At 63.5% G+C, this 25,570-nt stretch carries 24 protein-coding genes and 2 tRNA genes; 16 read left to right on the forward strand and 10 right to left on the reverse strand.

Translation table 11 applies throughout. The features are described from left to right. Nucleotides 1-118: 118 nt before the first annotated feature. A tRNA-Glu gene (locus DVK00_RS16235) sits at nucleotides 119-193 on the reverse strand. Between the two features lie 138 nt (nucleotides 194-331). Here DVK00_RS16235 and DVK00_RS16240 point away from each other — a divergent pair. Continuing rightward, nucleotides 332-982 (forward strand): DUF502 domain-containing protein, encoded by a 651-nt coding sequence (locus DVK00_RS16240; RefSeq protein ID WP_121578027.1) that lies wholly within the window; start codon nucleotides 332-334, stop codon nucleotides 980-982. 44 nt (nucleotides 983-1,026) lie between these two features. Here the strand turns inward: DVK00_RS16240 and DVK00_RS16245 are convergent, their stop codons facing one another. After that, nucleotides 1,027-2,991, reverse strand: a complete 1,965-nt coding sequence (locus DVK00_RS16245) for a 3-hydroxyacyl-CoA dehydrogenase/enoyl-CoA hydratase family protein (RefSeq protein ID WP_121578028.1) — start codon at nucleotides 2,989-2,991, stop codon at nucleotides 1,027-1,029. A gap of 113 nt (nucleotides 2,992-3,104) precedes the next feature. Here DVK00_RS16245 and DVK00_RS16250 point away from each other — a divergent pair, with 113 nt between their 5' ends. The 3 genes from DVK00_RS16250 to DVK00_RS16260 all read left to right on the forward strand — a co-directional run bounded on the left by DVK00_RS16250 (nucleotide 3,105) and on the right by DVK00_RS16260 (nucleotide 5,743). Further along, complete coding sequence (locus DVK00_RS16250) at nucleotides 3,105-4,262, forward strand: acyl-CoA dehydrogenase family protein (RefSeq protein ID WP_101350199.1); 1,158 nt, start codon at nucleotides 3,105-3,107, stop codon at nucleotides 4,260-4,262. A gap of 266 nt (nucleotides 4,263-4,528) precedes the next feature. Beyond that, nucleotides 4,529-5,086 (forward strand): serine O-acetyltransferase, encoded by a 558-nt coding sequence (gene cysE / locus DVK00_RS16255; protein ID WP_101350200.1) that lies wholly within the window; start codon nucleotides 4,529-4,531, stop codon nucleotides 5,084-5,086. A gap of 45 nt (nucleotides 5,087-5,131) precedes the next feature. Further along, nucleotides 5,132-5,743, forward strand: a complete 612-nt coding sequence (locus DVK00_RS16260; RefSeq protein WP_121578029.1) for a DNA-3-methyladenine glycosylase — start codon at nucleotides 5,132-5,134, stop codon at nucleotides 5,741-5,743. Nucleotides 5,744-5,769: 26 nt separating this feature from the next. On the opposite strand, the gene DVK00_RS16265 is transcribed toward DVK00_RS16260, so the two are convergent. After that, on the reverse strand, nucleotides 5,770-7,122 hold the full coding sequence (locus DVK00_RS16265) for a RimK family alpha-L-glutamate ligase (RefSeq protein WP_101350202.1): 1,353 nt from the start codon (nucleotides 7,120-7,122) through the stop codon (nucleotides 5,770-5,772). Between the two features lie 112 nt (nucleotides 7,123-7,234). Here DVK00_RS16265 and DVK00_RS16270 point away from each other — a divergent pair, with 112 nt between their 5' ends. The 4 genes from DVK00_RS16270 (at nucleotide 7,235) to DVK00_RS16285 (ending at nucleotide 10,032) form a co-directional block, all read left to right on the forward strand. Beyond that, nucleotides 7,235-8,257, forward strand: coding sequence for a succinylglutamate desuccinylase/aspartoacylase family protein (locus DVK00_RS16270; RefSeq protein WP_101350203.1), 1,023 nt, complete (start codon nucleotides 7,235-7,237; stop codon nucleotides 8,255-8,257). Nucleotides 8,258-8,356: 99 nt separating this feature from the next. After that, complete coding sequence (gene sdhC / locus DVK00_RS16275) at nucleotides 8,357-8,776, forward strand: succinate dehydrogenase, cytochrome b556 subunit (protein WP_053969169.1); 420 nt, start codon at nucleotides 8,357-8,359, stop codon at nucleotides 8,774-8,776. Beyond that, entirely contained in the window at nucleotides 8,776-9,141 is a 366-nt protein-coding gene (locus DVK00_RS16280; RefSeq protein WP_053969170.1) for a succinate dehydrogenase hydrophobic membrane anchor subunit, read from the forward strand. Before sdhC ends, DVK00_RS16280 begins: the two co-directional genes overlap by 1 nt. Before the next feature lie 3 nt (nucleotides 9,142-9,144). After that, complete coding sequence (locus DVK00_RS16285; RefSeq protein ID WP_101350204.1) at nucleotides 9,145-10,032, forward strand: succinate dehydrogenase/fumarate reductase iron-sulfur subunit; 888 nt, start codon at nucleotides 9,145-9,147, stop codon at nucleotides 10,030-10,032. A 156-nt stretch (nucleotides 10,033-10,188) separates the two neighbouring features. Here the strand turns inward: DVK00_RS16285 and DVK00_RS16290 are convergent, their stop codons facing one another. Next, nucleotides 10,189-11,538, reverse strand: coding sequence for a PAS domain-containing sensor histidine kinase (locus tag DVK00_RS16290; protein WP_101350205.1), 1,350 nt, complete (start codon nucleotides 11,536-11,538; stop codon nucleotides 10,189-10,191). Between the two features lie 248 nt (nucleotides 11,539-11,786). Here DVK00_RS16290 and DVK00_RS16295 point away from each other — a divergent pair, with 248 nt between their 5' ends. Then, entirely contained in the window at nucleotides 11,787-13,613 is a 1,827-nt protein-coding gene (locus DVK00_RS16295; RefSeq protein WP_101350206.1) for an FAD-binding protein, read from the forward strand. A 39-nt stretch (nucleotides 13,614-13,652) separates the two neighbouring features. Here DVK00_RS16295 and DVK00_RS16300 read toward each other — a convergent pair whose 3' ends face one another. Beyond that, nucleotides 13,653-13,973, reverse strand: a complete 321-nt coding sequence (locus tag DVK00_RS16300; protein WP_198560170.1) for a cupin domain-containing protein — start codon at nucleotides 13,971-13,973, stop codon at nucleotides 13,653-13,655. A gap of 208 nt (nucleotides 13,974-14,181) precedes the next feature. On the opposite strand from DVK00_RS16300, the gene DVK00_RS16305 reads away from it, so the two are divergent. Next, a tRNA-OTHER gene (locus DVK00_RS16305) sits at nucleotides 14,182-14,283 on the forward strand. Nucleotides 14,284-14,646: 363 nt separating this feature from the next. Here the strand turns inward: DVK00_RS16305 and DVK00_RS16310 are convergent. Next, nucleotides 14,647-14,871: a hypothetical protein gene (locus tag DVK00_RS16310; RefSeq protein ID WP_014040518.1), complete on the reverse strand. Its 225-nt coding sequence runs from the start codon at nucleotides 14,869-14,871 to the stop codon at nucleotides 14,647-14,649. An 86-nt stretch (nucleotides 14,872-14,957) separates the two neighbouring features. Here DVK00_RS16310 and DVK00_RS16315 point away from each other — a divergent pair, with 86 nt between their 5' ends. The 4 genes from DVK00_RS16315 to DVK00_RS16330 all read left to right on the forward strand — a co-directional run bounded on the left by DVK00_RS16315 (nucleotide 14,958) and on the right by DVK00_RS16330 (nucleotide 18,999). Continuing rightward, nucleotides 14,958-15,998: a nicotinate-nucleotide--dimethylbenzimidazole phosphoribosyltransferase gene (locus tag DVK00_RS16315; protein ID WP_121537420.1), complete on the forward strand. Its 1,041-nt coding sequence runs from the start codon at nucleotides 14,958-14,960 to the stop codon at nucleotides 15,996-15,998. Nucleotides 15,999-16,000: 2 nt separating this feature from the next. Next, on the forward strand, nucleotides 16,001-17,320 hold the full coding sequence (locus tag DVK00_RS16320; protein ID WP_121578030.1) for a cobyrinic acid a,c-diamide synthase: 1,320 nt from the start codon (nucleotides 16,001-16,003) through the stop codon (nucleotides 17,318-17,320). A 72-nt stretch (nucleotides 17,321-17,392) separates the two neighbouring features. Further along, on the forward strand, nucleotides 17,393-18,202 hold the full coding sequence (gene dacZ / locus DVK00_RS16325; protein ID WP_053969176.1) for a diadenylate cyclase DacZ: 810 nt from the start codon (nucleotides 17,393-17,395) through the stop codon (nucleotides 18,200-18,202). A 2-nt stretch (nucleotides 18,203-18,204) separates the two neighbouring features. Beyond that, nucleotides 18,205-18,999: a mechanosensitive ion channel domain-containing protein gene (locus DVK00_RS16330; protein ID WP_101350210.1), complete on the forward strand. Its 795-nt coding sequence runs from the start codon at nucleotides 18,205-18,207 to the stop codon at nucleotides 18,997-18,999. 8 nt (nucleotides 19,000-19,007) lie between these two features. Here the strand turns inward: DVK00_RS16330 and DVK00_RS16335 are convergent, their stop codons facing one another. From DVK00_RS16335 to purD, 3 genes are read right to left on the reverse strand one after another with little or no spacing between them, the layout of a single operon-like run. Next, nucleotides 19,008-19,556, reverse strand: coding sequence for a DapH/DapD/GlmU-related protein (locus tag DVK00_RS16335; RefSeq protein ID WP_198560242.1), 549 nt, complete (start codon nucleotides 19,554-19,556; stop codon nucleotides 19,008-19,010). 20 nt (nucleotides 19,557-19,576) lie between these two features. Then, nucleotides 19,577-21,073: a TrkH family potassium uptake protein gene (locus DVK00_RS16340; protein WP_101350212.1), complete on the reverse strand. Its 1,497-nt coding sequence runs from the start codon at nucleotides 21,071-21,073 to the stop codon at nucleotides 19,577-19,579. A 58-nt stretch (nucleotides 21,074-21,131) separates the two neighbouring features. Next, nucleotides 21,132-22,484: a phosphoribosylamine--glycine ligase gene (gene purD / locus DVK00_RS16345; protein WP_121578031.1), complete on the reverse strand. Its 1,353-nt coding sequence runs from the start codon at nucleotides 22,482-22,484 to the stop codon at nucleotides 21,132-21,134. A 151-nt stretch (nucleotides 22,485-22,635) separates the two neighbouring features. Between purD and DVK00_RS16350 the strand changes: the two genes are divergently transcribed. Both DVK00_RS16350 and DVK00_RS16355 read left to right on the forward strand, forming a co-directional pair. Continuing rightward, the gene (locus DVK00_RS16350) at nucleotides 22,636-22,899 is read left to right on the forward strand and encodes a hypothetical protein (protein WP_121578032.1); all 264 of its coding nucleotides are present in this window, start codon (nucleotides 22,636-22,638) and stop codon (nucleotides 22,897-22,899) included. 54 nt (nucleotides 22,900-22,953) lie between these two features. Beyond that, the gene (locus DVK00_RS16355) at nucleotides 22,954-25,107 is read left to right on the forward strand and encodes a thioredoxin domain-containing protein (protein WP_121578033.1); all 2,154 of its coding nucleotides are present in this window, start codon (nucleotides 22,954-22,956) and stop codon (nucleotides 25,105-25,107) included. 3 nt (nucleotides 25,108-25,110) lie between these two features. Here the strand turns inward: DVK00_RS16355 and DVK00_RS16360 are convergent, their stop codons facing one another. Further along, the gene (locus DVK00_RS16360) at nucleotides 25,111-25,500 is read right to left on the reverse strand and encodes a thioredoxin family protein (protein WP_101350216.1); all 390 of its coding nucleotides are present in this window, start codon (nucleotides 25,498-25,500) and stop codon (nucleotides 25,111-25,113) included. Between the last annotated feature and the right edge of the window lie 70 nt (nucleotides 25,501-25,570).

Consider the following 25,570-nt stretch of genomic DNA (forward strand, 5'->3'; position numbering starts at 1 on the left):
GCGGCGACACTGCGAAGCTCGGAGGTTGAATTCGCGGCTACGTACCGGCCGGTCAGAATATTGACGCGTCGAGTAGCGGGCACAGCAGTCGCTCACTGATTTGCTTACGACAGTAATGTGCTCGGTCAGGGATTTGAACCCTGGTCCTCGGCTCGAAAGGCCAAGATGATTGGCCGGACTACACCAACCGAGCGTACTCATTCGTTCCGGGTGGACCAATTTAACCCCATCGAAATAGACGCTACCTGAGGATGCGTACCATTCCCAGAGACATCCAGATTGGGTGACAACTGTCGTCACACTTTATCGGTCAGACCGACTGTCCCACGATATGTCGGTCAGTTCGTTCGTCAAGAGCAACTTCTTGGCCGGGCTCGTTCTCGTTGGTCCGCTTGTGGCAACCATCGCTATCGTCCGCATCATCCTGGGCTGGGTCGGGGGGTTCCTCGACCCGCTCATCCGCGGGACGCGGCTGGCGGCGCTGACGGCGAACAACGTCTTGCTTGCCCAGTTGCTGACGCTCTCGGTTCTCGTCGCGCTCGTTACCGTTCTGGGCTATCTCGCCCAGCGAAGTATCGGCCAACAGCTCTTCGGGAAGACGGGCCAACTGGTCACGTTCGTCCCTGTTGTTCGGACCATCTACGGCAGTATTCGGCAGATGACCACCTCCGTGGTCAATCGGCAGTCGGACTTCGAGTCCGTCGTGTACGTGGAATACCCTCGGGAGGGTGTCTACCAGCTTGGGCTGAAAACAGGGACAAGCCCCGCAGATGTCTCCGAGGCAGCCGATGAACGCGCATCGAACCTGTTCATTCCCGGAAGCCCTAACCCGACCCAGGGGATGCTCGTGATGGTTCCCGAAAGCCAGACCTACGAGTCCGACCTCAGCGTTCGGGCAGCCATCCGCCTGCTGATGACGACCGGCATGGCACAGTCCAACGACGCCATTCCACTCGACGACCCGAGGTCAGCAGCGGAGTGACCGACGCCGGGTAGGGCGGCGACGGCGCTGCCGGTCCCAGCAGCTTACTTCCCTTCGAAGTCCGGTTCTCCGTCGCCCATGAACGCGTTGATGCCCTCCATCACGTCGTCGGTGCCGATGAGATGACCGAAAGCCTGTGATTCGACTTCGAGGCCGGCGTCGATGTCGTCGCGGCCGGCGAGCATCGCGCGCTTGGTGAGTTTCTGTGCGACCGGCGGGCCGGCGGCCATGTCCTTCGCCAGTTCGAGCGCGTGCTCGTGGAGGGCGTCGTTGTCGACGACCTCGTTGATGAAGCCGTATTCGGCCATCTCGTCGGCGTCGTAGCGGTCGCCCGTGAAGATAATCTCCTTGGCGCGGCCTTCGCCGACGATGCGGGCGAGGCGCTGTGTGCCGCCCCACCCCGGCAGGAGGCCGAGGTTGTGTTCGGGCTGGCCCAGTTCGGAGCGCTCCGAGGCCACGCGGAGGTCGGCACAGGTCGCCAGTTCCATCCCGCCGCCCAGCGCGTAGCCGTCGATCCCGGCGACGACCGGCATCGAGCATTCCTCAAGCTTCCCGAAGGTTTGCTGGCCCTTGCGGGAGAGTTCGATAGCGTCCAGCGGCGTCGCGTTCGAGGCCATCGCCTGGACGTCGGCCCCCGCGGAGAACGCCTTGTCGCCGGCCCCGGTCAGCAGGATAGCACGCACCTCGTCGTCTTCTTCGAGCAGGTCGACGGCGTCGGCGAGGTCGTCCATCAGTTCCGGGCTGACAGTGTTCATCCGGTGTGGGCGGTCGAGTTCGATGTGACCGACCATGTCACCGGGGTATTCGACGGTGACATTATCGAACTCGGCGTCGCCCTCGTCTTCGCTGCCGTAGAAGCCACCGTCCTCTGCGGCCTCTCGGAGGCCGTCAGAGACCGCGTAGCGCTCCGCGCCGGTCTCCTCGTGGGTTTCCTCAAGCGTGTCGACGAGCGTCTCCAGGCCGGCCTTGTCAGCAATCTTCGCGGGACCGTCCGGGAAGCCACCGCCGAGCTGGACGGCCTGGTCGATGTCCGCGACGGGGGCCACGTCATTCTCGACGAGCTTCCCGACTTCGTTTGCCATCACAGCGACGAGGCGGTGCTCGACATCTTCGCGGCCGGCATCCGTCGGAATGTCGACGCCGCCGTTCTCGTAGTCGTAGAAGCCTTTCCCGGTCTTCTTCCCGAGTTCCTCGTTCTCGACTTTCTGTTCGAGTAGCGGACACGGGGCGTAGGGCTCGCCCAGCACTTCGTGCATATATTCGAGGACGTGGAGGCCGACATCGTTCCCCACCTGATCGGAGAGTTCGAACGACCCCATCGGCAGGCCCATGTCGAACTTCGTCGTCGAGTCGACCTCGGCGATGGTCGCCTCATCGCTGTGGACGAGCCACGCGGCCTCGTTCATCAGCGGGACGAGGATGCGGTTGACGATGAACCCCGGCGAGTCCTTGCGGACGCGGACCGGTGTTTTACCGAAGTCCTCCGCAAGCGCCTCGATAGCGTCCAGCGTGTCGTCGCCGGAGTGTGCACCGGAGATTACTTCGACCAGTTGCATTCGCACCGGCGGGTTGAAGAAGTGCATCCCGCAGAACTGCTCGGGCCGTTCGGTGACTTCCGACAGTTCCGTGATGGAGAGGCTGGACGTGTTCGTGGCGAAGATGGCGTCTTCGGGGGCGTGTTCTTCGACCTCTGTGTACACGTCTTTCTTGATCTCCATCTTCTCCGGCACGGCCTCGATGACCACGTCGACGTCGCTGACTGCTTCCTCTACATCGACAAGCGGCGTCACGCGGTCCAGCGCCGCGTCAGCCTCGTCCTGCGTGAGCTGGTCCCGCTCGGCCAGCTTGTTCAGCGACCATTCGATGTTGTCGTAGCCGTCCTCGACAAACTCGTCTTTGATGTCTCGCATCCGCACGTCGTAGCCTGCGAGTGCGGCCACTTCGGTGATTCCATGGCCCATATTCCCGGCACCGAGCACGGCGATAGTGTCAATATCCTCGAAATCCATGACATATCGTTCCACTGCCGGCCGAGGCTTCAACGTTTCTCTCATTAGAAAACCACTTTCGAGTTTATTTCGGATTACAAACCATTAATGCATTTCACGTCAACACACCACATATGGACTTCCAACTAACGAAAGAGCAGCGACAGATAAAAGACGAGATTGCCCGGTTCGCGGAAAACGAAATCAAGCCCGTCGCGACCGAGTACGACACGGAAGAGAAGTTCCCCCGAGAGATCGTCGAGAAGGCCGCTGAGATGGGGCTGACAGGTGCGAACATCCCGATGGAGTACGGCGGCGCAGGCTACGATACGCTGACGAACGCCATCATCGCCGAGGAGCTGTTCGCGGCCGATCCCGGCATCGGTCTGAGCATCCAGTCGGCCGCCTTCGGCGCGGACGCACTCATTGGATTTGGCTCGGAGGCCCAGAAAGAGGAGTACTTGGAGCCGGTGGCGACCGGCGACGCCATCATGGGCGCGGCCATCTCCGAACCCGACACCGGTTCAGATGTGTCGTCGGTGTCGACACAGGCGCGCAAGGAGGGCGACGAGTGGGTCATCAACGGCAACAAGATGTGGATTACCAATGGCTCGGTCGGTGACTACTTCGTCGTGCTCTGTGAGACCGACCCCGACGCAGAGGGGCGGTACAACGGCTTCTCACAGATTCTCGTCGAGTCCGACCGCGACGGGTTCGAGGCAGAGAAGATTACGGGGAAGCTCGGCATTCGCGCGTCGGACACGGCAGAGCTCATCCTCAACGACGTGCGCGTCCCCGAGGACAATCTTGTCGGTACGCGCGGGGCCGGCTTCCTCCAGATAATGCAGTTCTTCGACGAGACCCGGACCGGCGTGGCCGCACAGGGTGTCGGTATCGCCCGCGGGGCCGCCGAGCGTGCCCTGGAGTACGCACAGGACCGTGAGCAGTTCGGCCAGTCCATCTCGGAGTTTCAGGCCATCCAGCACAAGCTTGCCGAGATGTTCACCGAAATCGAGGCGGCACGGCAGCTCACGCATAAATCCGCCTGGAGCGTCGACAACGACGCCGACCGGCTCACCGAGTTGGCGTCGATGGCCAAAGAAAAGGCCTCCCGCGTCGCCGTCGAGACGGCCGACGAGGCCGTCCAGATCCACGGTGGCGCTGGCTACGTCAACGACTTCGACGTCGAGCGGTTCTACCGCGACGCAAAGATTACCCAGATCTACGAGGGAACGACCGAGATCCAGAAGAACATCATCGCCCGGGAACTGCTCGGAAAGGGCATGACCTGAGCAGTCCCCGGTTGTCGACGTGAGACACCCGTCTCCCGAGGGTGCGCTCGTTGAGTGAGGAACGACAGCAGTCCAACCGCTGCTTTTTAAGCCGCCGAGTAACGTAGAGTAGCCAACTATGGGCGACCGAGTCCCACGCCGTGCTACTCGCCCGCTCCGGACCGTAATCAGTGGTTGCTCCCCCCGCCGCCGTTGTTGTCCCCGGTGACTCGGACCACGACCGACTGTCTCGTGTGCAGACGATACGCTCCCCCCACACTACACTAATGTTCGACCGACTGAAAGCGGATATCCGTACAGCACTCGCAAAGGACCCGGCGGCGACCAGTGCCATAGAGGTCGCGCTCACCTATCCCGGCCTGCACGCGATCTGGGCCTACCGGGTCGCGCACTGGCTCTGGACCAACGACTGGACGCTGCTCGCCAGACTCGTCTCCCACATCACGCGGTTCCTGACAGGCGTCGAGATTCATCCCGCCGCGGAGGTCGGCGACCGCGTATTCATCGACCACGGGATGGGTATCGTCATCGGTGAGACGGCCGAGATCGGCGACGACGTGCTCCTGTACCACGGCGTGACGCTCGGCGGCACGTCCATGCGACGGGAGAAGCGCCACCCGACAGTCGAAGACGGCGCGACCGTCGGTGCTGACGCCTCGATAATGGGACCGATTACCGTCGGAGAAAACGCCTCCGTCGGCGCTGGCGCTGTCGTCGTTGACGACGTGGCGCCGGAGACGACAGTCGTCGGCAACCCGGCGGAACCAGTCGGTGCGGACGGTGTCACTTCACCGAATCCAGACCCTATCATCGCCGACGGCTAACAGGGACAGACACGTTCTTTTCGGTCGAGCTAGTACCACAGCAGCATGAGTGACTCGCCACACGAGGCGTTACGTGCGGACCCCGACATCGGGCCGCTGGTCGAGACACACGGCGAACTCACGCTCGACCCCGCATCGGACCTCTTCGAGCGGCTCGTCGTCTCGATTCTCCGCCAGCAAGTGTCGATGGCGTCGGCCGCCGCAACGCGAGAGCGGCTGTTCGACGCCGTCACCGTGACGCCGGCGGGCATCAGAGAGGCAGATGACGAGGTGCTCCGGGATGCTGGTCTCTCGCGGCAGAAGACTCGTTACGTCAACGAGGTCGCCGACACGTTTCTGGACCATGGCTACTCGCTGGAGACGTTCGCGGACGCCAGTGACGAGGAGATCCGCGAGGCCCTGACAGCGATTACGGGTGTCGGCGACTGGACCGCAAATATGCAACTCCTGTTCGCGTTCGGCCGCGAAGACGTGTTTCCGGTCGGCGACCTCGGCATCCGCAAGGGGTTCGAAGCCGTCGTCGGAGAGGGGTACAGCCGCGCAGAGATGCGCGAGTACGCCGAGCGGTGGTCGCCGTATCGGAGCTACGCGAGCCTGTATCTGTGGCGGGCCAGCGAGGATATCGCCGAGAGCGTCGCCGAAGTGCGCGAGGACTGAGCCGGTTCGGAATCTGGTGCGAACGGTTACTCCTCGCTCTGTTCCTCTTCTTCGGTCTCCACGTCTGACTCGTCGTCGGCACGGCGGGTCACGTCGACCTGATAGTGCTTGAGGATGTCCCGTCCCAGCAACAACGGGTAGTCCATGTGCCCGCGGTCTTCGACGCTTGCGGTGACGGTGTGCTGGGTCCCGCCAACACCGACGACAAGGTCGACGACCGGGCGCGACCGACCGGACTTGAGGCTCCCGGACTTGATTTTCACGATGTCGAGAATCGGTCCCGTTCCGATTTCCGCGGCGAGTTTGGCGTCGATACTAGTTCTGGTCGCACCCGTGTCGGACTTCGCGAGGACGGACTTGGTCCCCTGGGTCCCGGTGACGACGACCTCCTCGATGTAGCCCACGACGACGTTCTCCTGCGCCTGCGGCTGTGGCTTTTTCGGCGTACACGCGGGCTTGGAGTCGTCGAGTCGGTCCGAGAGCCGTTCGACAGTTTCGTCGTCGACACTCCCGCCAGCGCGCTCGATGGCGAGCTGGGCGATATAGGGAGCGGGGCTGACACCACTTGCCTTGAACAGTCCGCGGAACCCGGCGGTGGGGTTGACTTCGAGCACGTAGTACCCGTCGTCGCTCTGGACGATGTCGACGCCGGCGTAGTCCAGCCCGATTGCCTCCACCGAGTCGAGGGCTATCTCCCTGACCCGCTCGGGGAGCTTGCCGGTCATGTCCTCAACGTCGCCGCCCAGCGCGACGTTGGTCCGCCACTCGCCCTCGGGCGCGTAGCGGTTCATCGCGCCGACGATCTGGTCGCCGACGACGTACACGCGGAGGTCGTGGTGGCGTTTCTCGTCGTGTTCCATGTACTCCTGTAAGAACGCGTAGCGGCCCCCGACCTGTGCGTTGACCTGGTTTTCGATGTCGACCATCCACGTTCCGCCGCCGTGAGTGCCGATGGCCGTCTTGTACACCGCGCGGTCACCGAAGCGGTCCCGCTCCTCGTTTAACATATCGCTCGACAGCGCGAGCAACGCGTCCGGGACCGGGACGCCGGCGTCAGCCAATGCGGCAGCGCTCGCAAACTTGTGTAGGGCCGTCGTCGCCGCCATTGGCTCGTTCAACATCGGCGCGAGCCGGCTGATGGTCATCCCCAGTCCGATCCCTTCGGCAGGGTGTTCGCTGCTTGACAGCAGCAGTCGGTTCGCAACGACGTCGACACTTGGGTTGAGTGTCATCTCGCCGTCAGCAACGCTGACCGCAGTGTTTTCCGCGCGAAGCCACTCCGTTCCGTAGCCCATCTCGTCGACCGCGTTCAGAATCGCCTTCGATTCTTTGCTTGAGTGGAGACTGAGAACACCCACTGTGAGGTCTTGGTCGCTCATGTTGTCGCCTTCTGCCGGCCCCAGTATAGGTGTACGGATGCGGCATGCGGCACGGCCAGTCCGGACCTGCCTCGCCGGAGGGGTTTTATCAGCCGCCTCGTGTTGTGAGTGCATGGGCAAGGCCGAGCCGTTCACCTACGACGGGGGAATTGTGTCGCCGGGGGAGACCCGCAACATTCGCTATACGGTCAGCGAGACGTATCTGGGGGATGCCGTCCGAATGCCGGTTACCATCGTCAACGGGGAACGGCCCGGTCCGACAGTGTTTCTCACCGCAGCGGCACACGGCGACGAACTCAACGGCATCGAGGTCGTCCGGGAAGTGGCCCACGAGTGGGACCACGAGGGGCTGGCGGGGACGCTAATCTGTCTCCCGGTGCTGAACGTCCCTGCGTTTCTGGCACAGGAGCGATACCTGCCCATCTACGACAGAGACCTGAACCGCTCGTTCCCCGGTGACCCCGACTCGACGAGCGCCAAGCGGATGGCACACAAGATTTTCCGGAACTTCCTGGCCCCCTGTGACGTGGGCCTCGATTTCCACACGTCAACACGCGGGCGAACTAACATGCTCCATGTCCGGGCAGACATGGACGACCCGTCAGTCGCGCGGGTCGCGAACGCCTTCGCGTCGAACGTCATCATCTCCTCTGACGGCCCGTCAGGGTCGCTCCGGCGGGAACTGAGCGATTCGGGCGTCCCAACGATCACGATAGAGATGGGCGAAGCCCACCGGTTCCAGCGACCGCTTATCGACTCGGCACTGGAGAGCGTCCGGTCGGTGCTCGCGGAGTTTGGCCTCCGTGACTCCGATACGGTCCGGTGGCCGGGCTGGCGGACAGTCATCGACGACAGTGGCGAGAAAACCTGGATACGGGCGGACTCGGGCGGTTTAGTGGACATGCACTACGACCGCGGCGACCTGGTGTATGAAGACGACGTGATCTGTACGATCGCGAACCCGTTCAAGACGGAGAACACGCTGATGCGTGCGCCGTTTACCGGCCTGCTGGTCGGCATCCTCGAGAATCCACTGGTGTATCCCGGGAACCCCCTCTGTCACCTTGTCAGACTTGATGACCGGACACAGCGCGCAATCGAGTGGAACCGTCGGACGGACGACGACGATTGGTAACTGCGGAGTAGTCAATTGACGAACGTCTTCGGGCAGGATTCCGGCGATACGCGTCCGTTGTAGAAACTACTATCTGTCCCCGGACTAACCCCCCAGTGTATGAGTCAGTCTTACAATCGCGGCACCGTCGAGGACTTCGGACGGTGGCGGGAGTTCACGGCCGGGATGTGGGCCTGGATCTTCCACAAGTTCACCGGCTGGGTTCTCGTGGGCTACCTGTTCACCCACATCGCGGTGCTGAGCACTTCGGTCGGCGTCGATCCGGCGAGCGCACAGGCAGGCACCGACCTCTACACCAGCACGCTCAGCGGCCTCGAATCGCTGCTGATCGTCCGGTTCCTCGAAGTCGGGCTCCTAGCCGTCGCCGTATTCCACATCCTCAACGGGATTCGACTGCTGATGGTTGACCTCGGCGTTGGGCTGGAGTCGCAGGACAAGAGCTTCTACGCCTCGCTCGTGCTGACGGGCGCCATCGTCGTCGCAAGCGTGCCGACGTTCCTCGGGGGGAAACTACTCTAATGGCACAGCACTACTCCTCCTTTGACCGCGGCGGCCGTCGCTGGCTGTTCCAGCGCCTGACAGCGGTGTTCCTGATCGGCGTGCTCGCGTTCCACTTCATGCTGTTGCACTTCGTGAACCACGCCGCAGATATCACGTTCCTGGGCACGCAGGCCCGAATGAGTCAGGTCAGCTACTTCGCGACGATGTGGCTGTTCCTCGTGACCGCGACGTTCCACGGCGTCAACGGCGTGTACAACGCGCTGGTCAACCAGGGACTCACCGGTTCCCAGAAAAACGCAGTCAAATATATGCTCGGCATCGCCGGCCTCCTGCTCGTCGTGCAGGGGACCCGCGTGTCGCTGGCCATGACGACCCTCGTCTGAACTATGAGCACGCAAATCGAACAACAGGAGACCGAAACGGAGGCCGACGAGGAGACAGAGCCCGAGGTCGAATCCCCGGGTGACCGTCGGCGCGCACAGCGAGACGAACGACAGGCACAGGAGCAGGCCCAGCGAGAAGTCGAAGAGGAGACGCTCGACGACGAAGACACGATCACGCTGAAGGTGTTCCGCTATGACCCCGAAGTCGAGGGGAAGCAGGAACCACGGTTCGACGACTTCCGCGTCCCGTTCCACAAGGGGATGACTATCCTCGATGCCCTCATCTACGCACGGGACCACTACGACTCATCGCTGACCTTCCGACACTCCTGCCGGCAGGCCGTCTGTGGATCCGATGCGCTGTTTGTCAACGGGAGACAGCGACTCGGCTGCAAGACGCAGATATCCGAGCTCGAGGACCCCATCCGTATCGAGCCACTGCCCCATCAGGAGGTCGTGAAGGACCTCGTCGTCGACATGGAGCACTTCTACGACCAGATGGAGGCCGTCGAGCCGTACTTCGACGCCGACGAGCTCCCTGAGGACGAACTCGAAGAGCAACGCCAGACCCGGGAGAACCGCGAAAAGGTCAAGATGTCCACGCGGTGTATCTGGTGTGGCGCGTGCATGTCCTCGTGTAACATCGCCGCCGGCGACAACGAGTACCTCGGCCCCGCCGCCATCAACAAGGCCTACCGGTTCGCGATGGACGAACGCGAAGGCGAGAACCGCAAGCAGGAGCGCCTGCGTATCATCGAACAGGAACACGGCGTCTGGCGCTGCCAGACCCAGTTCTCCTGTACCGAAGTGTGTCCGAAGGACATCCCGCTGACAGAGCACATCCAGGAACTGAAGCGGGAAGCGGTCAAGAACAACCTCAAGTTCTGGTAACGCGGTTCGACTGGCTAGTTTTCCGGTTCGCGTTCGGAGTCCGACAGCGACGGTGGCCCGAGCCGAATAGCCACAGCGGTCGTGATCTAGATCCACGCACTGAACTGTGTGAGATGGGTTTTGGAGGGGATCACAGGCACGAGCGCAGAGCTCAGTTCAGCTATCGGAACAGATAAACTCGAAGCGCGCACCGCCGCTTTCGCTGTCGGTGGCGATGACCTCCCAGTTGTGTGCGTCGACGATTTGTTCGACGATGCAGAGCCCGAACCCGGTTCCCTCATCGGCCGTCGAGTAGCCGGGTTCGAACAGGTCCGCGGTGCCGTCCTGAAAGCCCGCGCCGTCGTCCGTGACGTAGAATCCCCACGGCTCTGTTCCGACGGTGACGGTCACGTCGTCGCCACCGTGTTCGATAGCGTTCCGAAAGAGGTTCTCAAGTAATTCCAGCATCGCGCCTTCGTCGGCCTTGATGCTGTCGTCAGCAACAGTTTCAAGCGTCGCGTTCTGGGTGTCGACCATCGACCAGGCCCGCTGAGAAAGGGCGTCGAGGTCGACTGTTTCGATCTCCGTCGGGTCGACGCCCTGTTTGGCGAGTACGAGCAAGTCGTCGATGAGCGTGTACATTCGGTCAATGCTCCGCTCGGCTCGCTCGAAGTGTGCTTCTTCGCCGGTCTCACGCGCGAGTTCGAGCGAGCCGTCGAGGACATCCAGCGGGTTCCGGAGGTCGTGACTGATAGCGTCCGAGAAACGCTCAAGGCGCTGGTTCTGTCGTTTGAGTTCCTGTTCGCGCTGTTTCCGTTCGGAGATATCGCGGGTCGTAACGACAACGTGGTCTTCCAGCGGGCCGCTCGCGACCTGCTGGCCACGGGATTCCGCCCAGATCCAGTCACCATCGGCGTGGCGATATCGGTGTTCGATGACAGCGACGTACCCCGGGTCGTCTATCATCCGGCCGAACTCGGTGAGCGCGGTCGAGAGGTCGTCCGGGTGTACGTACTCGAAGAGGTCCGAGTCTTGCATTTCCTCTTGCTCGTAGCCGAGGACGCGTTCCACAGACGGGCTGATGTACTCGACGCTGCCCTGCTCGTCGAACACAGTGAGTACGTCGGAGGTGTGTGTGACGAACTGGTGAAACTGGGCCTCAAAGCGCGGCCGGTCGCTGACATCGCGGGAGGTGAATACTCGGCAATCGCGGTCCGTCTCAGTGGCCGTTGAGACGATGGTTTCGAGCCAGAGCCAGTCGCCGTCGGCGTTTCGGAACCGGTACTCGGTCCCGTCGTCCTCTCGTTCGCCCACGAGTGTGGCGCGGACGCGGTCTGTATCTTCTGGGTGGACGAGATCCAGCCAGTTCGTGCCGACGAGCGACTCCATATCATACCCTAATATACGTTCGATAGCCGGACTCACGAACCGTATCACCAGTTCGGTGTCGGTAACTGTCAGAACTGATGGTGCTTCTGCTAACACCGCTTCGAAATCATCAGTTGACGTGAGGTACTGGTCTGGCATCAGCGTTGAAACGGGCCGGGGCCGTACTGAGACTATCCGGTTGCTCTAGTATCAGTAGTTGGTTCCTAAGTATTCACAGCGTGTGATATAATTCCATCGAATAGGTCAAAAATTCACTTTTACTGACAGTACGTGCCGGTGTCAGAAATGGGATACAGCTCACTAGAAGCGTCACGCTCGGTAACGCAACAGGGAGGCTTAAGTTTGGCTAATCCTAAGCCGAAACCACGCCAAGAGACACTCTCACAATGTACGAACACGATGTCATCGTGGTCGGCGCGGGTGGCGCTGGCCTCAGGGCGGCTATTGCAGCGGACGAAGAGGGTGCAGACGTTGCCCTCGTGACCAAGCTCCATCCGGTTCGGAGCCACACAGGTGCCGCGGAGGGGGGAATCAACGCCGCGCTGCAGGAAGGGGACTCCTGGGACCTCCACGCGTACGACACGATGAAGGGGTCCGACTACCTCGGCGATGCCCCTGCTATCGACACCTTCGCCAAGGACGCCCCGGAAGAGGTCATCCAGCTCGAACACTGGGGAATGCCCTTCTCGCGTGAGGACGACGGGCGCGTCTCCCAGCGACCCTTCGGCGGTCTCTCCTACCCGCGGACGACCTACGCGGGTGCCGAAACCGGTCACCACCTCCTGCACACGATGTACGAGCAGGCGGTCAAGCGCGGCATCGAAGTGTACGACGAGTGGTACGTGACCCAGCTTGCGGTCACTGACCACGACGACCCCGAGGACCGCGTCTGTCACGGCTGTGTCGCCTACGACATCAAGTCCGGGGAGATTCAGGGCTTCCGGGCGAACAACGGCGTCATCCTGGCGACCGGCGGTCTGGGGCAGGCCTTCGACCACACCACGAACGCCGTCGCCAACACCGGGGACGGCTGTGCGATGGCCTACCGCGCCGGCGTCCCGATGGAGGACATGGAGATGATCCAGTTCCACCCGACCACGCTCCCGTCGACAGGCGTGCTCATCTCCGAAGGGGTCCGCGGCGAGGGCGGCATCCTCTACAACGACGACGAGGAGCGGTTCATGTTCGAGCACGGCTACGCCAACAACGAGGGGGAACTGGCCTCCCGCGACGTGGTCGCCCGGGCCGAACTGACGGAAGTCAACGAGGGCCGCGGCGTCGAGGACGAGTACGTCGACCTCGACATGCGCCACCTCGGCGAGGAGCGCATTCTCGACCGTCTTGAGAACATCCTCCACCTCGCGGAGGACTTCGAGGGCGTCGACGGCCTTGAGGAGCCGATGCCGGTCAAGCCCGGCCAGCACTACGCCATGGGCGGCGTCGAGACCGACGAGAACGGCGAGACGTGCATCGACGGCCTCTACGCGGCCGGTGAGACCGCCTGCGTGTCGCTACACGGCGCGAACCGACTCGGGGGCAACGCCCTGCCGGAACTACTCGTGTTCGGCGCTCGCGCCGGCCACCACGCCGCCGGCAAGGACATGAAAACCGCCGAGATCGAGACTGGTCCCTCCGCCAAAAGCGAGCCTGGCGACGTGGAGCCACCGGTCGAACCCGGCGCAATCGACGCCAGTAGCGGCGACGTTGCCGCAGACGGGGCCGCTGTCGAACCGACGGCGGTACTCGAAAGCACCGTCGAGCAGGAACGCCAGCGCGTCGAAACCCTCATCGAGTCCGACGGCATCAACCACGCTGAAGTTCGCGCGGATGTCCAGGAGACGATGACCGAGAACGTCAACGTGTTCCGGACAGAGGAGGGCCTGGAGAAGGCCCTGCGGGACCTTCGGGAAGCCCGCAAGGAGTACGAGAACGTCGCTGTCGAGGACCCCTCCCGGACCTACAACACGGACCTCATCCACACCATCGAGACGCGCAACATCCTCGACGTGGCCGAGGCCATCACGCTCGGCGCACTTGCCCGCGAGGAGTTCCGCGGCGCACACTGGCGCGCCGAACACCAGGAGCGCAAGGACGACGAGTGGATAAAACACACCATGCTGGCCTGGAACGAGGGCCAGCCGGAACTGTACTACAAGCCCGTTATCCTCGAAGGCGACGAAGAGACCTACGAACCGAAGGTCCGGTCGTACTGACGACCTGCCCACCGCCTGGGTTATCTGTTTGTGCGAGTTTCAGGGCGCGCCGACGAGGATAAACGTGCTCTCAGTATCGCCGTTGTGGATCGCTCGCTCCGCCTCCGGCGGAAGCCTGATTGCGTCGCCGGCTTCGAGGGACACCTCGTCGCCGTCAACCTCGACAGTCGCTGTTCCCTCGACGAGGACGTACACCTCTTCGTGACCTTCGTCGGCGTGGTCGTGCGGTTTGCCGGTCCAGCCAGCCTCACAGTCCAGCACAGTGACGCCAACCTGCTCACAGTCCAGCGGGTCCCGGAGGAAGTGCATCGCATCTGCGACCGGTTCCACGTCGGTGTAGTTGACTTTCGTGTAGCTCACGTCCAATACTGTCGTCGGCCAGCATGAAATAAGCTGTTGTGGATCCGATAGGAATAGGCAAGGGACAGATACCGCTCCGACGATAGACGGTACCACAATGGTCCAGCAAACGCCCGGCTAAACATCACTCGACTGCCGGGAGCGTTGCGCGCGGAAACACCCGGAATCATCACTTACTTGGTTGTCAGGAACGTATATTGGGTAGCTTGGAAGGGTGGCTCAGTGGTAGAGCGCTACCAGCCAACATGCCAGAATCGGTTGGTGGTTACCCCGCAAAGGGCTCCGCGTGGTTCGACTCCCGCCCCTTCCATTTTCCGTCATTCATCGTGAGCGGATGCGAACGGCTTCGATGTGCCACACCGGCAGCTCAGCCCTGATAGTTGGGCTGGCCAGAATTACTGCACACACCGGAGGGGCGGCTGGGAGCTACGAACTGTTGGCGTGGGAGCTAGCGGCTCACAGGAAGTGGAAAGGTAAGGAATGTGGGGGTGGGGGGTGGGGGTGGTGCGGCACCAGTACGGTGCCTATCTGGAACAAAGCGGGGAGATGTATAAAAAATCACCGCCGAGATTATCAGATCTGATTTTTCGTCAGGCCGTCAGTACCGGGCACCACGCCATCGCCGTAGATAACAAAGAGAGAAACAACAGCGACGTGTCCCGGTTTCGACCAGTTACTTGTGGGTGAATAGCACGACGTTCCCGTCGTTGATGGTCGTACAGAGGTCCATCTCGAAATCGAGATTGAGCGACGTGAACTCCTGCTTGCAGACGACCATATCGTCGAACGGCTCTTCACAGGACGGACAGGCTACAGCCGTCGTGTTCTGGTACGAAGCGATCGCCTCGTTATCCTCGCGCGGCGTCAACGACGAGCGGAGTTCGTCGAAGTCGTCCATGTTCGGGCAACCGCGGGCGTGCGTCATAAATCATGCGCCACCCCGTCACCAAGGTATTAAAGTTTATTTGTGGTAATACAATCACAATGACTTCACCCGGTGTCGGAACGCGCTTTGCACTCGTCGCAGGAACCACGGAAACCGCAAGTCGGGCGGGTATCAGCGCCGCTGGAGCCGATCCCGAGCTCATGTCAGTAACGCCCGCGGCGGATGCAGAGTTGGTGACATACGGCAGTCCGGTCCGGACGGACGTGACACCAGTCAGTCCAAGCGGCTGTCCGACGCCGGCACTGGTGACACGGGCTGTCCGAGAAGTCCTGGGGTTTGATACCACAGTTATTGACGGCGGACTGGCGGAGCGAACGGGAGCGCCAACGGTCGCTGTCGGCGCACGTCCGGGAAAAGACATCGCAGAGCAAGACCCGGTGTCGACGGCCCACGGGGCGTTCGCGGCCGCCCGACAGCTCGGGCAGGCGCTCCCGGCCGACGAGTTGTATCTTGGCGAGACTATTCCCGGCGGGACAACGACGGCCCTCGGCGTCCTCCGGGCATTGGGTGAGGACGGGATGGTCTCATCGTCGCTTCCAGAGAATCCCACAGAACAGAAAGAGAAACTGGTCGCCGAGGGACTCCAAGCCAGTTCGTTGTCACCGGGTGACGCCGCAAACGAACCGAAACGGGCGGTCCGCCGGATGGGTGACCCCGTTCTGGCAACGCTCGCTGGTCTGACCGCGGGAGCCGTCGAGAGCGATACCGCCGTGACACTCGCCGGCGGCAGCCAGTGCATCGCGGTCGCTGCGCTGGTCCGCCACGGCGGCTACGAGGGACCGCTCGGACTGGCGACGACGAGCTACGTAGCTGACGACGAGAGTGCCGACGTGCGAGCCTCCGCTGCTCGGCTCGATCTCGACCTGACGGTAACGGACCCCGGATTCGACCAGAGCGACCACGTCGCGATGGAGCGGTTCGTCGCCGGCGAGGCCAAGGAAGGGGTCGGAATGGGCGGCGCGCTGGCGCTAGCCGACCGCGCCGGTATCCCGATGGCAGAGGTACGGGACCGGTTTGGGGCCCTCTACGACGACCTGATCGGCGACGCGCCCTCAGCGACGGCCGAGGAGGGGACGTGAGGATGGACGGGGTCGTCCTCGCCGGCACAAGCTCCGGCGTCGGCAAAACCGTTGCCACGCTGGCGACTCTGACAGCGCTCGAAGACGCCGGGTATCAGCCCCAGCCGGCCAAGGCTGGCCCGGATTTCATCGACCCGAGCCACCACGAGGCGCTCGTGGACACGCCCTCGCGGACGCTCGACCCCTGGCTCGCTGGCGAGGCTGGTATGTGTCGCACCTACTGGCGCGGCACAGGGGATATCTGCATCGTAGAGGGCGTGATGGGGCTCTACGACGGGACGAAGACGTCGACGGCAGCCGTTGCCGAGGGGCTTGACCTCCCGGTCGTTCTGGTCGTGGATGCAAAAGCCGGGATGGAGAGCGTCGCCGCAACGGCGCTGGGGTTCGCACGGTACGCCGACCGCATCGGCGCTGACATCGACGTGGCCGGCATCCTCGCACAGCGCGCCCACGGCGGCCGGCATGCCGACGGTATCAGGGACGCGCTCCCCGAGGACCTCACCTACTTCGGCCGGATTCCGCCGATGTCGGACCTGGAGATTCCCGACCGGCATCTCGGACTGCACATGGGCACAGAGGCCGGCTTAGACCGCGACGCGCTCTCGACAGCGGCGGAGACTATCGATGTCGAACGGCTTGTCGACGTGGCCCGGACACCGCCGGCAGTCGAGACGGCGAGGACGACTACTGACGGCTCACTGGCCGACCGTCGGGTCGCCGTCGCACGGGACAGCGCGTTCTGTTTCACCTACCCCTCGGTACTCGAACGGCTCCGTGCCGAGGCGACCGTCGAGCCGTTCTCGCCGGTCGCCGGCGACCCAGTCCCCGACGCCGACGCGATATATCTGCCCGGCGGCTATCCGGAGCTCTACGGTGAATCGCTCGAAGCCAGCGGCACACTCGACGAGCTAGCCAGTCGTGCCGCCGACGGTGTCCCCATCTACGGCGAGTGCGGCGGCCTGATGGCGCTGTCGGAGTCGCTGACGACGACCGGCGGCGACACCCACGAGATGGCCGGAGTCCTCCCCGCGGACATCGAGATGCAAGACCGGTATCAGGCGCTCGACCACGTAGAGCTAGCGGCGCAGTCAGACTCTGTCGTGGCTGGGTCCGGGACACACCGCCGCGGCCACGAGTTCCACTACTCAGCTGCGACCCTCGACAGTGACGCGTCGTTCGCCTTCGAAATGGTTCGAGGCGACGGTATCGACGGCGAACACGACGGTCTCACAGAGTACAACACCGTCGGCACGTACTGCCACTGCCACGGAGAAAGCGGTGCGTTCGACCGTCTACTGGCAGTGCCCTCGACGGACATCTGACGGCGGGCCTGCCGTCGGACGCGCGGCTGACTGCCCGCAACCTTTTTTTCGACAGACAGCATCGTTCTGATAATGAACGAGTTGCGCGACCTGCTCGGAGACCTGGTCGCAGACGTCGACGCCGTGTTCCTGTTTTCCCCGAACGCGTCGTTCTTCGAGGAGTTCGCAGACGTCGATGAAGAAATCGTCGTTGTCGGCCCGGAGAACACCCTCGATGCGGAGCCGTTCGTCGAGCTACCCATCGATTTCACCGACCTCGAAGGCCGCCTCCGCTTCGGTATCGAAGGCGCACTGGAGCAGGGCATCGTCGACGAGGGCGACGAGGTCCTCTGCGTGACCGAAGTGCTGGACGGTGCCGAGAACACGCTCGTCCGGGTTCAGACGAACGACTTCTCGCCCTCTGGTGTGTACGACATGTTCGTCAACTCGCGGGCAGACGCAAGCGTCGTCCGCGACGTCTTCGAGGTCGCTATCGAACTCGGAAAGAAGGGGCAGAAAGGCAAGCCGGTCGGTGCACTGTTCGTCGTTGGCGACGCCGGTAAGGTGATGAACAAGTCCCGGCCGCTGTCGTACAACCCTTTCGAGAAGTCCCACGTCCACGTCGGCGACCCCATCGTCAACGTGATGCTCAAGGAGTTCTCGCGGCTCGACGGGGCGTTCGTCATTTCAGACGCCGGCAAAATCGTCTCCGCGTATCGGTATCTCGAACCCTCCGCGGAGGGGGTCGACATCCCCAAAGGACTCGGTGCGCGGCACATGGCGGCGGGCGCGATCACCCGTGACACCACCGCGACGGCTATCGTTCTCTCTGAGAGCGACGGGCTCGTACGGGCGTTCAAAGGCGGGGAGCTAGTCCTCGAAATCGACCCCGAGGAGTACTGAGGATGCAGCTCGGCTTCGACTGGGCGACGATCATCCGGCAGGTGTTCTCACCGCAGGGAACGTTCATCCTTTCGCTCGTGGTACTGGCTGTCGGTATCGTCCTCGGCTATCTCGTCTGGCGCTCCTCCCGGCGGTTTATGCGCGAACTCGGCGTCCCAGAGGCAGTAGAGGGAACCCCATTCGAGCGGACGGCGAGAGGGCTCGGGACATCGACGGTCGGCATCGTCTCGAATCTGGCGGCGCTGTTCATCTACATCACGACGGTCACTGCCGTCCTCAACATCGCACAACTGACCGACCCGGAACTGTACTGGGCCCGTTTCACGTCGTTCCTGCCCGATCTGTTTATCGCCCTGTTCGCCGTCATCATCGGTCTCATTGCGGGCGATAAAGCCAAGCTCATCGTCTCCGAGCGACTGCGCAGCGTCAAGATGCCCGAGGCGACGGTGTTGCCAGAAGTCGTCAAGTACAGTATCTTCTATCTGGCAGTGCTCATCGCGCTCGGTCAACTGGGCGTCGAGACCCTCGCCCTGCTCATTCTCCTCGGGGCGTACGCGTTCGGGCTCGTGTTCGTCTGCGGGCTGGCGCTGAAAGACATCCTGCAGGCCGGTGCGGCCGGTCTCTACCTCCTGTTGACAGAGCCATACAGCATCGGGGACGAGATCGTCATCGGCGACCAGAGCGGCATCGTTCAGGAGGTGGACATTCTCGTCACGCGTATCGAAAGCGACGGTGAGGAGTACATAATCCCGAACAAGCGGGTGTTCAATACGGGTATCGTCCGTATCCGGAGCTAAGCGCTGTGTTACGGTTCTTCGGTCGCTGTGTCGTCCGAGCCCAGCGGCTCGGCCGGAACACCGGCGACGGTCGTTTCCGGCGGCACGTCGTCAGCCACGAGCGAGTTCGCCGCGACCTGTGCGCCCGGACCGATTTCGACGCCGGGAAGGACAACCGCGCCCGCACCGACCATCGCCCGCTCACCGACGACGACCTCGCCGGTTCGGTACTCGTCCTGCAGGAACTCGTGACACAGCAGCGTCGCGTCGTAGCCGATGATGGCGTGGTCCTCGACAGTGATGAGTTCGGGCCAGAACACGTCGGGCGTCGATTCCAGGCCCCACGCGACGCCGTCGCCGACGGTGACGCCCAGCCGGGACAGCAGCCAGTTCTTGAGCCGAAGGCTCGGCGAGATGCGACAGACGAGGATGACGACGTAGTTGACCATCACCCGGAGCGGGTGTTTACCGTCCGGCCACGGGAATAAGGAGTTGTACGGGCCGGGCGTCGGGTGCTGGCGCAGCCGGTCGTGTCGTGGACCACTCACGTCCGTCGTGTACGGGGCCGCGATAATCAAACCCGTCGGCTCGCCGGCGGTCACCGCGTCCAGAACGTCGGCGTCAGCATCACCAGCACGGGGACAATTTCGATTCGGCCGACCCACATCAGCAGTATCATCAATACCTTGCTCGACCGGGCGAAGCCCTCGTAGGTCCCGTACGGGCCGGCCTGTCCGAACGCGGGGCCGATGTTGAAAAACATCGACGCGGCGGCACTGAGGGCCTCGAACTCGGTTATCGGCGCCCCAGAGCGCTCCCCATCGACGACGAGGAGAACAGTTCCGATGACGAAAAACACCATTGCCACTAACGTGTAGGCGTACACGTCGCGGACAGTGTCTTCACTGATAGCCTCGTTACTGAGCCGTACTGGGCGGATGCTCCGTGGATGGGCCGCGACGTTCAGGTCCCGCCAGAAGGACTTGGTGACGACGAGCCAGCGGAGCGTTTTGATAGAGCAGGTGGTGCTGCCGGCCATCCCGCCGATGAACATCATGACGAAGAGGACGTTCTTGGCCCCGGCAGACCAAGTATTGAAATCCGTCGAGGCGAACCCGGTCGTTGTGACGATAGCGGCGACCTGGAAGACAGCGTGTCGGACAGTGTCCCCGACACCGCCAGTGACGCCCTGGTCAAGTACCAGCAAGCCACCAACAAGCATTGAGCCGACAGCAAGGATTCCGAGATAAAAGCGGAACTCCTCGCTATTGCGCAGTCTGTGGGTGTCGCCACGGAGCAGCGCATACAGCAAGACGAAGTTCGTCGCGCCGACGATCATAAACAGCGTGACCGCCCACTGGACGGCCGGCGAGAACGCGCCGATGCTCTCGGCTCGCGGAGAGAATCCGGCGGTTGCGATGGCGGTGAACGCGTGTGCGACTGCGTCAAAAAGCGTCATCCCGGGCGCGAGACCGCTGGCACCGAGCGCAGCGAGAATTAGCGCTGCCCCTGCGGTCAGTCCCAGGTACAGCAGTCCGAGGATGCGCGCCGTCTGCTCGATACCGGGAGTGAGCTTCGTGACGTTCTCGGTCCGCGCTTCGGTCTCCATGAGCTGTGCGCCCGCGACCGAGAGCCGCGACAGCACGGCCGTCGCAAGCAACAGGACGCCCAGCCCGCCGAGCCACTGGAGGACCTGCCGCCACATGAGCAGCGCCTGCGAGTGAGCGTCGAAGTCCCTGATGACCGTCGCGCCGGTGGTCGTGATGCCGCTCATCCCCTCGAACAGGGCGTTGACTGGGCTGGCAAACACTCCTGTGCCCTCGATGTACAACGGCATCGCACCGACGACAGCGATAGTCAACCACGCCAGGGACACCGTGAGAAACGCCTCACGGTCGCGAATGTGTTCGCGCTGGAACCGGGCCAGCGCTTTGCCGACGCCGAGAGTGACTGCTATCGTGACCAGATACGGCCACGGCGACTCGGCGTAGAGCAGGGCCACGACCACCGGAATCGCCAGCGGAACGGCTAGCCACTGCATGATAGCCCCGAGGACGTTCAGCGCGGACCGGATATCGACGGTTGTCAGTGCCACCGCAACTCACCGTCCGGCGGGCCGCCACCACGTGACCGCTGACGCTGCAACCACGCGCTCAGTCCGCACCGCCGCGGATGTCGTCCATATGGTCGATGCGCTGCTGAACGAGGTCGTCTTTGCCGATATCGTGGCGGACCCGAAGGCCTTCGGTGCCGGCGCGCTCCAGCGATTCCTCGGCGATGGCTTCCGCATCCGCGATGGTCTCCGCGAGGCCGACGACGGCGTAGGAACGGGAGGTGGTGGTGTAGATACCGTCCTCGCGGTCGTCGACGCTCGCGTAGAACAACAGCGCCTCGGGAGCGGTGTCGCTCGCGTCACCGGACTGGTCGGCGTGCTCCTCGACGACGCTCGCGATGACATCGTCGTCGATAGTCACCTTCGCCCCGGCGTCAGGGTCGGTCGGGTAGCCGTCCGGAACGGCGTACTTACAGACAGTCGCCAGCGGGCGGAAGGACAGTTGCGGGAGCGGGTCGTCGTCGCGGGCGGCGGTCAGCACGTCAAGGAAATCCGTGTTGAGGACTGGTAGGGTGTTCATCGCCTCGGGGTCGCCGAAGCGGGCGTTGAACTCCACCACGCGTGGTCCCGTTTCGGTGAGCATGAACTGCCCGTAGAGGACGCCCTTGTAGCCGTCGAGGGCGTCGACGGTCGCACGGAGCACATCGACGGCGTCCATGTAGTCGTCCTCGTCCATGAACGGCAGATGGAGGCTGGCGTCGGAGTAGCTCCCCATCCCGCCGGTGTTCGGCCCTTCGTCGCCCTCGTAGGCGCGCTTGTGGTCCTGGACGGCGGGCGTGACGCGCAGTTGCCCGTTGGCGACGAACGCCTGGACGGTGAACTCCTCGCCGACGAGTCGCTCTTCGAGGACGACGCGGTCGTAGTCGGCGTTCCGGAGGTACTCCTTGGCCTGCTCGGCGGTGCACTGGTCGCCGATGACGCGGACCCCCTTGCCGCCGGTGAGGCCGGCGGGCTTGACCGCGAGGTCACCGTCGTACTCGTCGATGTACTCGCAGGCGGCGTCCATGTCCTCGAACGTCTCGAAGTCCGGACAGCCGGGGATGTCGTGTTCCCGCATGAACCGGCGCTGGAACGCCTTGTCTGTCTCGATACGAGCCTCCTGCTCCTGTGGCCCGAAGGTGTAGATGCCGGCGTCGTCCAGCGCGTCGGCGACTCCAGCGGCGAGGGCTGCCTCGGGTCCGATAACCGCCAGCGTGGCGTCGACCTCCCGGGCGTAGGTCGTCACGGCCTTCGGATTGGTCGTGTCGAGTGCCTCGAAGCCGTCGGCGAGAGCGACGATACCCGGGTTCCGGTTGCTAGCACAGGCGTACAGCTCCCCAGGCGAGTCCGCGAGCGAGCGCGCAATCGCGTGTTCCCGGCCACCGCCACCCACGAGCAGCACTGTCTCTGACATACCCGAAGGCCGGATTGGCTCTCACGTAAGTATTGTCTTTTCGCCGGTTTTCGCTGACTGTGGCGGTCGTTTCTGTTTCGAGTGCGCTCGCGTACAGGTCGCTGGATGGAGACCGGGAGCTACTTTACCCGACCGTCTGACACACGGGTACATGTCCCCGCCCCGCCCATTTATCGACCCCGCAACAGGAGGGCTGGACACGGCCCAGATACTCTCGGAGGCCGTTCCGCTCGCGAAGCTCATTGGCGTCTTCGTCGCCGGAAGCCTCCTCCCCTACGCCATCGTGTTCTTCGGTTCGGAGGGGTCCGTACCGGGTGCAGTACTGGCCCTGCTCGGTGAGTTCATCCTCGCCGTCGGAGCCGGTGTCGTCCTTATGTACGTCATCGCCCGTGGAATCCGGCTGGCCGGCGAGTAAGTCCTCGCTGCCGGCGTCGCGTTCCTTTTCACCGCGGCGCTCCCAGCCACAGGTATGAGCGACGCCACGGACCCGGTATCTCGCAATCGACTCGACGAGGCGGAGAGCCCGTATCTCCGCCAGCACGCGGACAACCCCGTCAACTGGCAGCCCTGGGACGAGACGGCTCTAGAAGCCGCAAAGGAACGGGACGTGCCAATCTTCCTCTCCATTGGCTACGCGGCGTGTCACTGGTGCCACGTCATGGAGGAGGAGAGCTTCGAGGACGAGGAAATCGCCGAGCAGCTCAACGAGCACTTCGTCCCGATAAAGGTCGACCGCGAGGAGCGCCCGGATCTCGACTCCGTGTATATGAGTATCTGTCAGCAGGTGACCGGTGGCGGCGGCTGGCCGCTGTCGGCCTGGCTCACGCCGGAGGGCGAGCCGTTCTACGTCGGGACCTACTTCCCGCCGGAGGAGAAGCGCGGCCAGCCGGGCTTTGGCGACCTGCTCCAGCGCCTTTCAGACTCGTGGTCGGACCCCGAACAGCGCGAGGAGATGGAAAACCGTGCCCAGCAGTGGACTGAGGCAATCGAGAGCGACCTCGAAGCGACGCCCGCCGCTCCCGAAGACCCCGCTGAGGACATTATCCAGACCGCGGCGACCATCGCCCACCGCGGAGCGGACCGACAGGACGGCGGCTGGGGTTCCGGCGGGCCGAAGTTTCCCCAGAACGGGCGACTGCACGCGCTGCTTCGGGCACACGCTGATGGTGGACAGGAAGACTACCTGACCGTCGTCGAGGAGACGCTCGACGTGATGGCCGACCGGGGACTGTACGACCACGTCGGCGGCGGCTTCCACCGTTACGCGACCGACCAGCAGTGGGCGGTCCCGCACTTCGAGAAGATGCTGTACGACAACGCCGAGATTCCCCGTGCCTTCCTCGCGGGCTACCAGGCCATCGGCTCCGAACGCTACGCCGCGGTCGTCCGGGAGACCTTCGAGTTCGTCCAGCGCGAACTCCAGCATCCAGACGGCGGCTTTTTCAGCACGCTGGACGCCGAGAGCGCGCCCGTCGATGACCCCGAGGGCGAGACGGAAGAGGGGCTGTTCTACGTCTGGACGCCCGAGCAGGTCCGCGAGGCCGTCGACGACGAGACCGACGCGGACATCTTCTGTGACTACTTCGGCGTCACGGAGCGGGGGAACTTCGAAGGCGGGACGGTCCTTGCGGTTCGAAAGCCCGTCCCGGCGCTCGCCGAGGAGTACGAACGAAGCGAGGACGAAATCACGGCGAGCCTCCAGCGGGCCCTGAACCAGACCTTCGAGGCCAGAAAGAGCCGACCGCGACCGGCCCGCGACGAGAAGGTGCTGGCCGGCTGGAACGGCCTGATGATTCGGGCGCTCGCCGAGGGCGCTCTCGTGCTGGACGACGCCTACGCCGACGTGGCTGCCGACGCCCTCTCGTTCGTCCGGGAGCACCTGTGGGACGCCGACGCGGGGCGACTCAACCGCCGGTACAAGGACGGCGACGTGGCCATCGACGGCTACCTGGAGGACTACGCGTTCCTCGGTCGCGGCGCGCTGACGCTGTTCGAGGCGACCGGCGACATCGAGCACCTCGCGTTCGCTATGGACCTCGGACAGGCCATCACAGAGGCGTTCTGGGACGACAAACAGGAGACGCTGTTTTTCACGCCGACCGGCGGCGAATCGCTGGTCGCACGGCCCCAGGAACTGACCGACCAGTCGACGCCGTCCAGCACCGGCGTCGCCGTCGACCTCCTGCTGTCGCTGTCGCATTTCAGCGACGACGACCGCTTCGAGGACGTGGCCGAGTGGGTCATCCGGACCCACGCCGATCGCGTCTCCTCGAACCCGCTCCAGCACGCCTCGCTCACGCTGGCGACGGACACCTACGAGCAGGGCGCGCTGGAACTCACCTTCGTCGGCGACCGGTCGGAGTACCCCGACGAGTGGACGGAGACACTTTCCGACCGGTACATTCCGCGCCGTCTACTGGCCCACCGACCGGCCGACGAGAGTCGTTTCGAGCAGTGGCTCGGAACGCTGGGACTGGACGATTCGCCGCCAATCTGGGCCGGCCGCGAGCAGGTCGATGAGCGGCCGACGGTGTACGGCTGCCGGAACTTCGCCTGTTCGCCACCGAAACACGACCTCAAGACGGCGTTAGACTGGGGCGCGGGAACTGACGACGCGGCGTGAGAATCAGGCCATCTCGGCTTCGATTTTGTCGGCGAGGTACACCGCGATAGGGACCGGCTCCTCCTCGACGAATCGGGCAACCTCCTCGCCATTGTGTTCGACGACGACTGTCGGGATGAGTTCGATATCGTATGCCTCGACCTCCGGTCCCGTTTTCGAGCCGTCCTCCTCCTTCTCAACGGGGTAGTGGTGGACCACTGCGTCGGGGACACCGGCGGCTTTCAACGCCGCCCCGAAGTCGGGGAGCTGTGCCCGGCAGTCCTTGCACCAGTCGCCGCCCCAGATCTTGTACTCGAACTCGTCGGCGTAGCGCGTGAGAACGTCGACAGTGTCGGAGTAGGCGTCTTCGACCCACACCGGATTCGGCTCCATGGTTTCGAGCGTCTGACTCATGACCGGCTATATGTATTCGGGGGGCTTGAAATCCCCGGCCACGGACCCCCGGTTCAGACGGGCTTCTGCG

Origin of the sequence: Haloarcula sp. Atlit-47R (assembly GCF_003665985.1) — an archaeon.
Taxonomy (GTDB): domain Archaea; phylum Halobacteriota; class Halobacteria; order Halobacteriales; family Haloarculaceae; genus Haloarcula; species Haloarcula taiwanensis.

Bases quoted from the DNA above. Each gene is read 5' to 3' on its own strand.
- DVK00_RS16240 (WP_121578027.1), top strand. From the start codon at position 332: ATGTCGGTCAGTTCGTTCGTCAAGAGCAACTTCTTGGCCGGGCTCGTT.
- DVK00_RS16245 (WP_121578028.1), bottom strand. From the start codon at position 2,991: ATGGATTTCGAGGATATTGACACTATCGCCGTGCTCGGTGCCGGGAAT.
- DVK00_RS16250 (WP_101350199.1), top strand. From the start codon at position 3,105: ATGGACTTCCAACTAACGAAAGAGCAGCGACAGATAAAAGACGAGATT.
- cysE (WP_101350200.1), top strand. From the start codon at position 4,529: ATGTTCGACCGACTGAAAGCGGATATCCGTACAGCACTCGCAAAGGAC.
- DVK00_RS16260 (WP_121578029.1), top strand. From the start codon at position 5,132: ATGAGTGACTCGCCACACGAGGCGTTACGTGCGGACCCCGACATCGGG.
- DVK00_RS16265 (WP_101350202.1), bottom strand. From the start codon at position 7,122: ATGAGCGACCAAGACCTCACAGTGGGTGTTCTCAGTCTCCACTCAAGC.
- DVK00_RS16270 (WP_101350203.1), top strand. From the start codon at position 7,235: ATGGGCAAGGCCGAGCCGTTCACCTACGACGGGGGAATTGTGTCGCCG.
- sdhC (WP_053969169.1), top strand. From the start codon at position 8,357: ATGAGTCAGTCTTACAATCGCGGCACCGTCGAGGACTTCGGACGGTGG.
- DVK00_RS16280 (WP_053969170.1), top strand. From the start codon at position 8,776: ATGGCACAGCACTACTCCTCCTTTGACCGCGGCGGCCGTCGCTGGCTG.
- DVK00_RS16285 (WP_101350204.1), top strand. From the start codon at position 9,145: ATGAGCACGCAAATCGAACAACAGGAGACCGAAACGGAGGCCGACGAG.
- DVK00_RS16290 (WP_101350205.1), bottom strand. From the start codon at position 11,538: ATGCCAGACCAGTACCTCACGTCAACTGATGATTTCGAAGCGGTGTTA.
- DVK00_RS16295 (WP_101350206.1), top strand. From the start codon at position 11,787: ATGTACGAACACGATGTCATCGTGGTCGGCGCGGGTGGCGCTGGCCTC.
- DVK00_RS16310 (WP_014040518.1), bottom strand. From the start codon at position 14,871: ATGGACGACTTCGACGAACTCCGCTCGTCGTTGACGCCGCGCGAGGAT.
- DVK00_RS16315 (WP_121537420.1), top strand. From the start codon at position 14,958: ATGACTTCACCCGGTGTCGGAACGCGCTTTGCACTCGTCGCAGGAACC.
- DVK00_RS16320 (WP_121578030.1), top strand. From the start codon at position 16,001: ATGGACGGGGTCGTCCTCGCCGGCACAAGCTCCGGCGTCGGCAAAACC.
- dacZ (WP_053969176.1), top strand. From the start codon at position 17,393: ATGAACGAGTTGCGCGACCTGCTCGGAGACCTGGTCGCAGACGTCGAC.
- DVK00_RS16330 (WP_101350210.1), top strand. From the start codon at position 18,205: ATGCAGCTCGGCTTCGACTGGGCGACGATCATCCGGCAGGTGTTCTCA.
- purD (WP_121578031.1), bottom strand. From the start codon at position 22,484: ATGTCAGAGACAGTGCTGCTCGTGGGTGGCGGTGGCCGGGAACACGCG.
- DVK00_RS16350 (WP_121578032.1), top strand. From the start codon at position 22,636: ATGTCCCCGCCCCGCCCATTTATCGACCCCGCAACAGGAGGGCTGGAC.
- DVK00_RS16355 (WP_121578033.1), top strand. From the start codon at position 22,954: ATGAGCGACGCCACGGACCCGGTATCTCGCAATCGACTCGACGAGGCG.
- DVK00_RS16360 (WP_101350216.1), bottom strand. From the start codon at position 25,500: ATGAGTCAGACGCTCGAAACCATGGAGCCGAATCCGGTGTGGGTCGAA.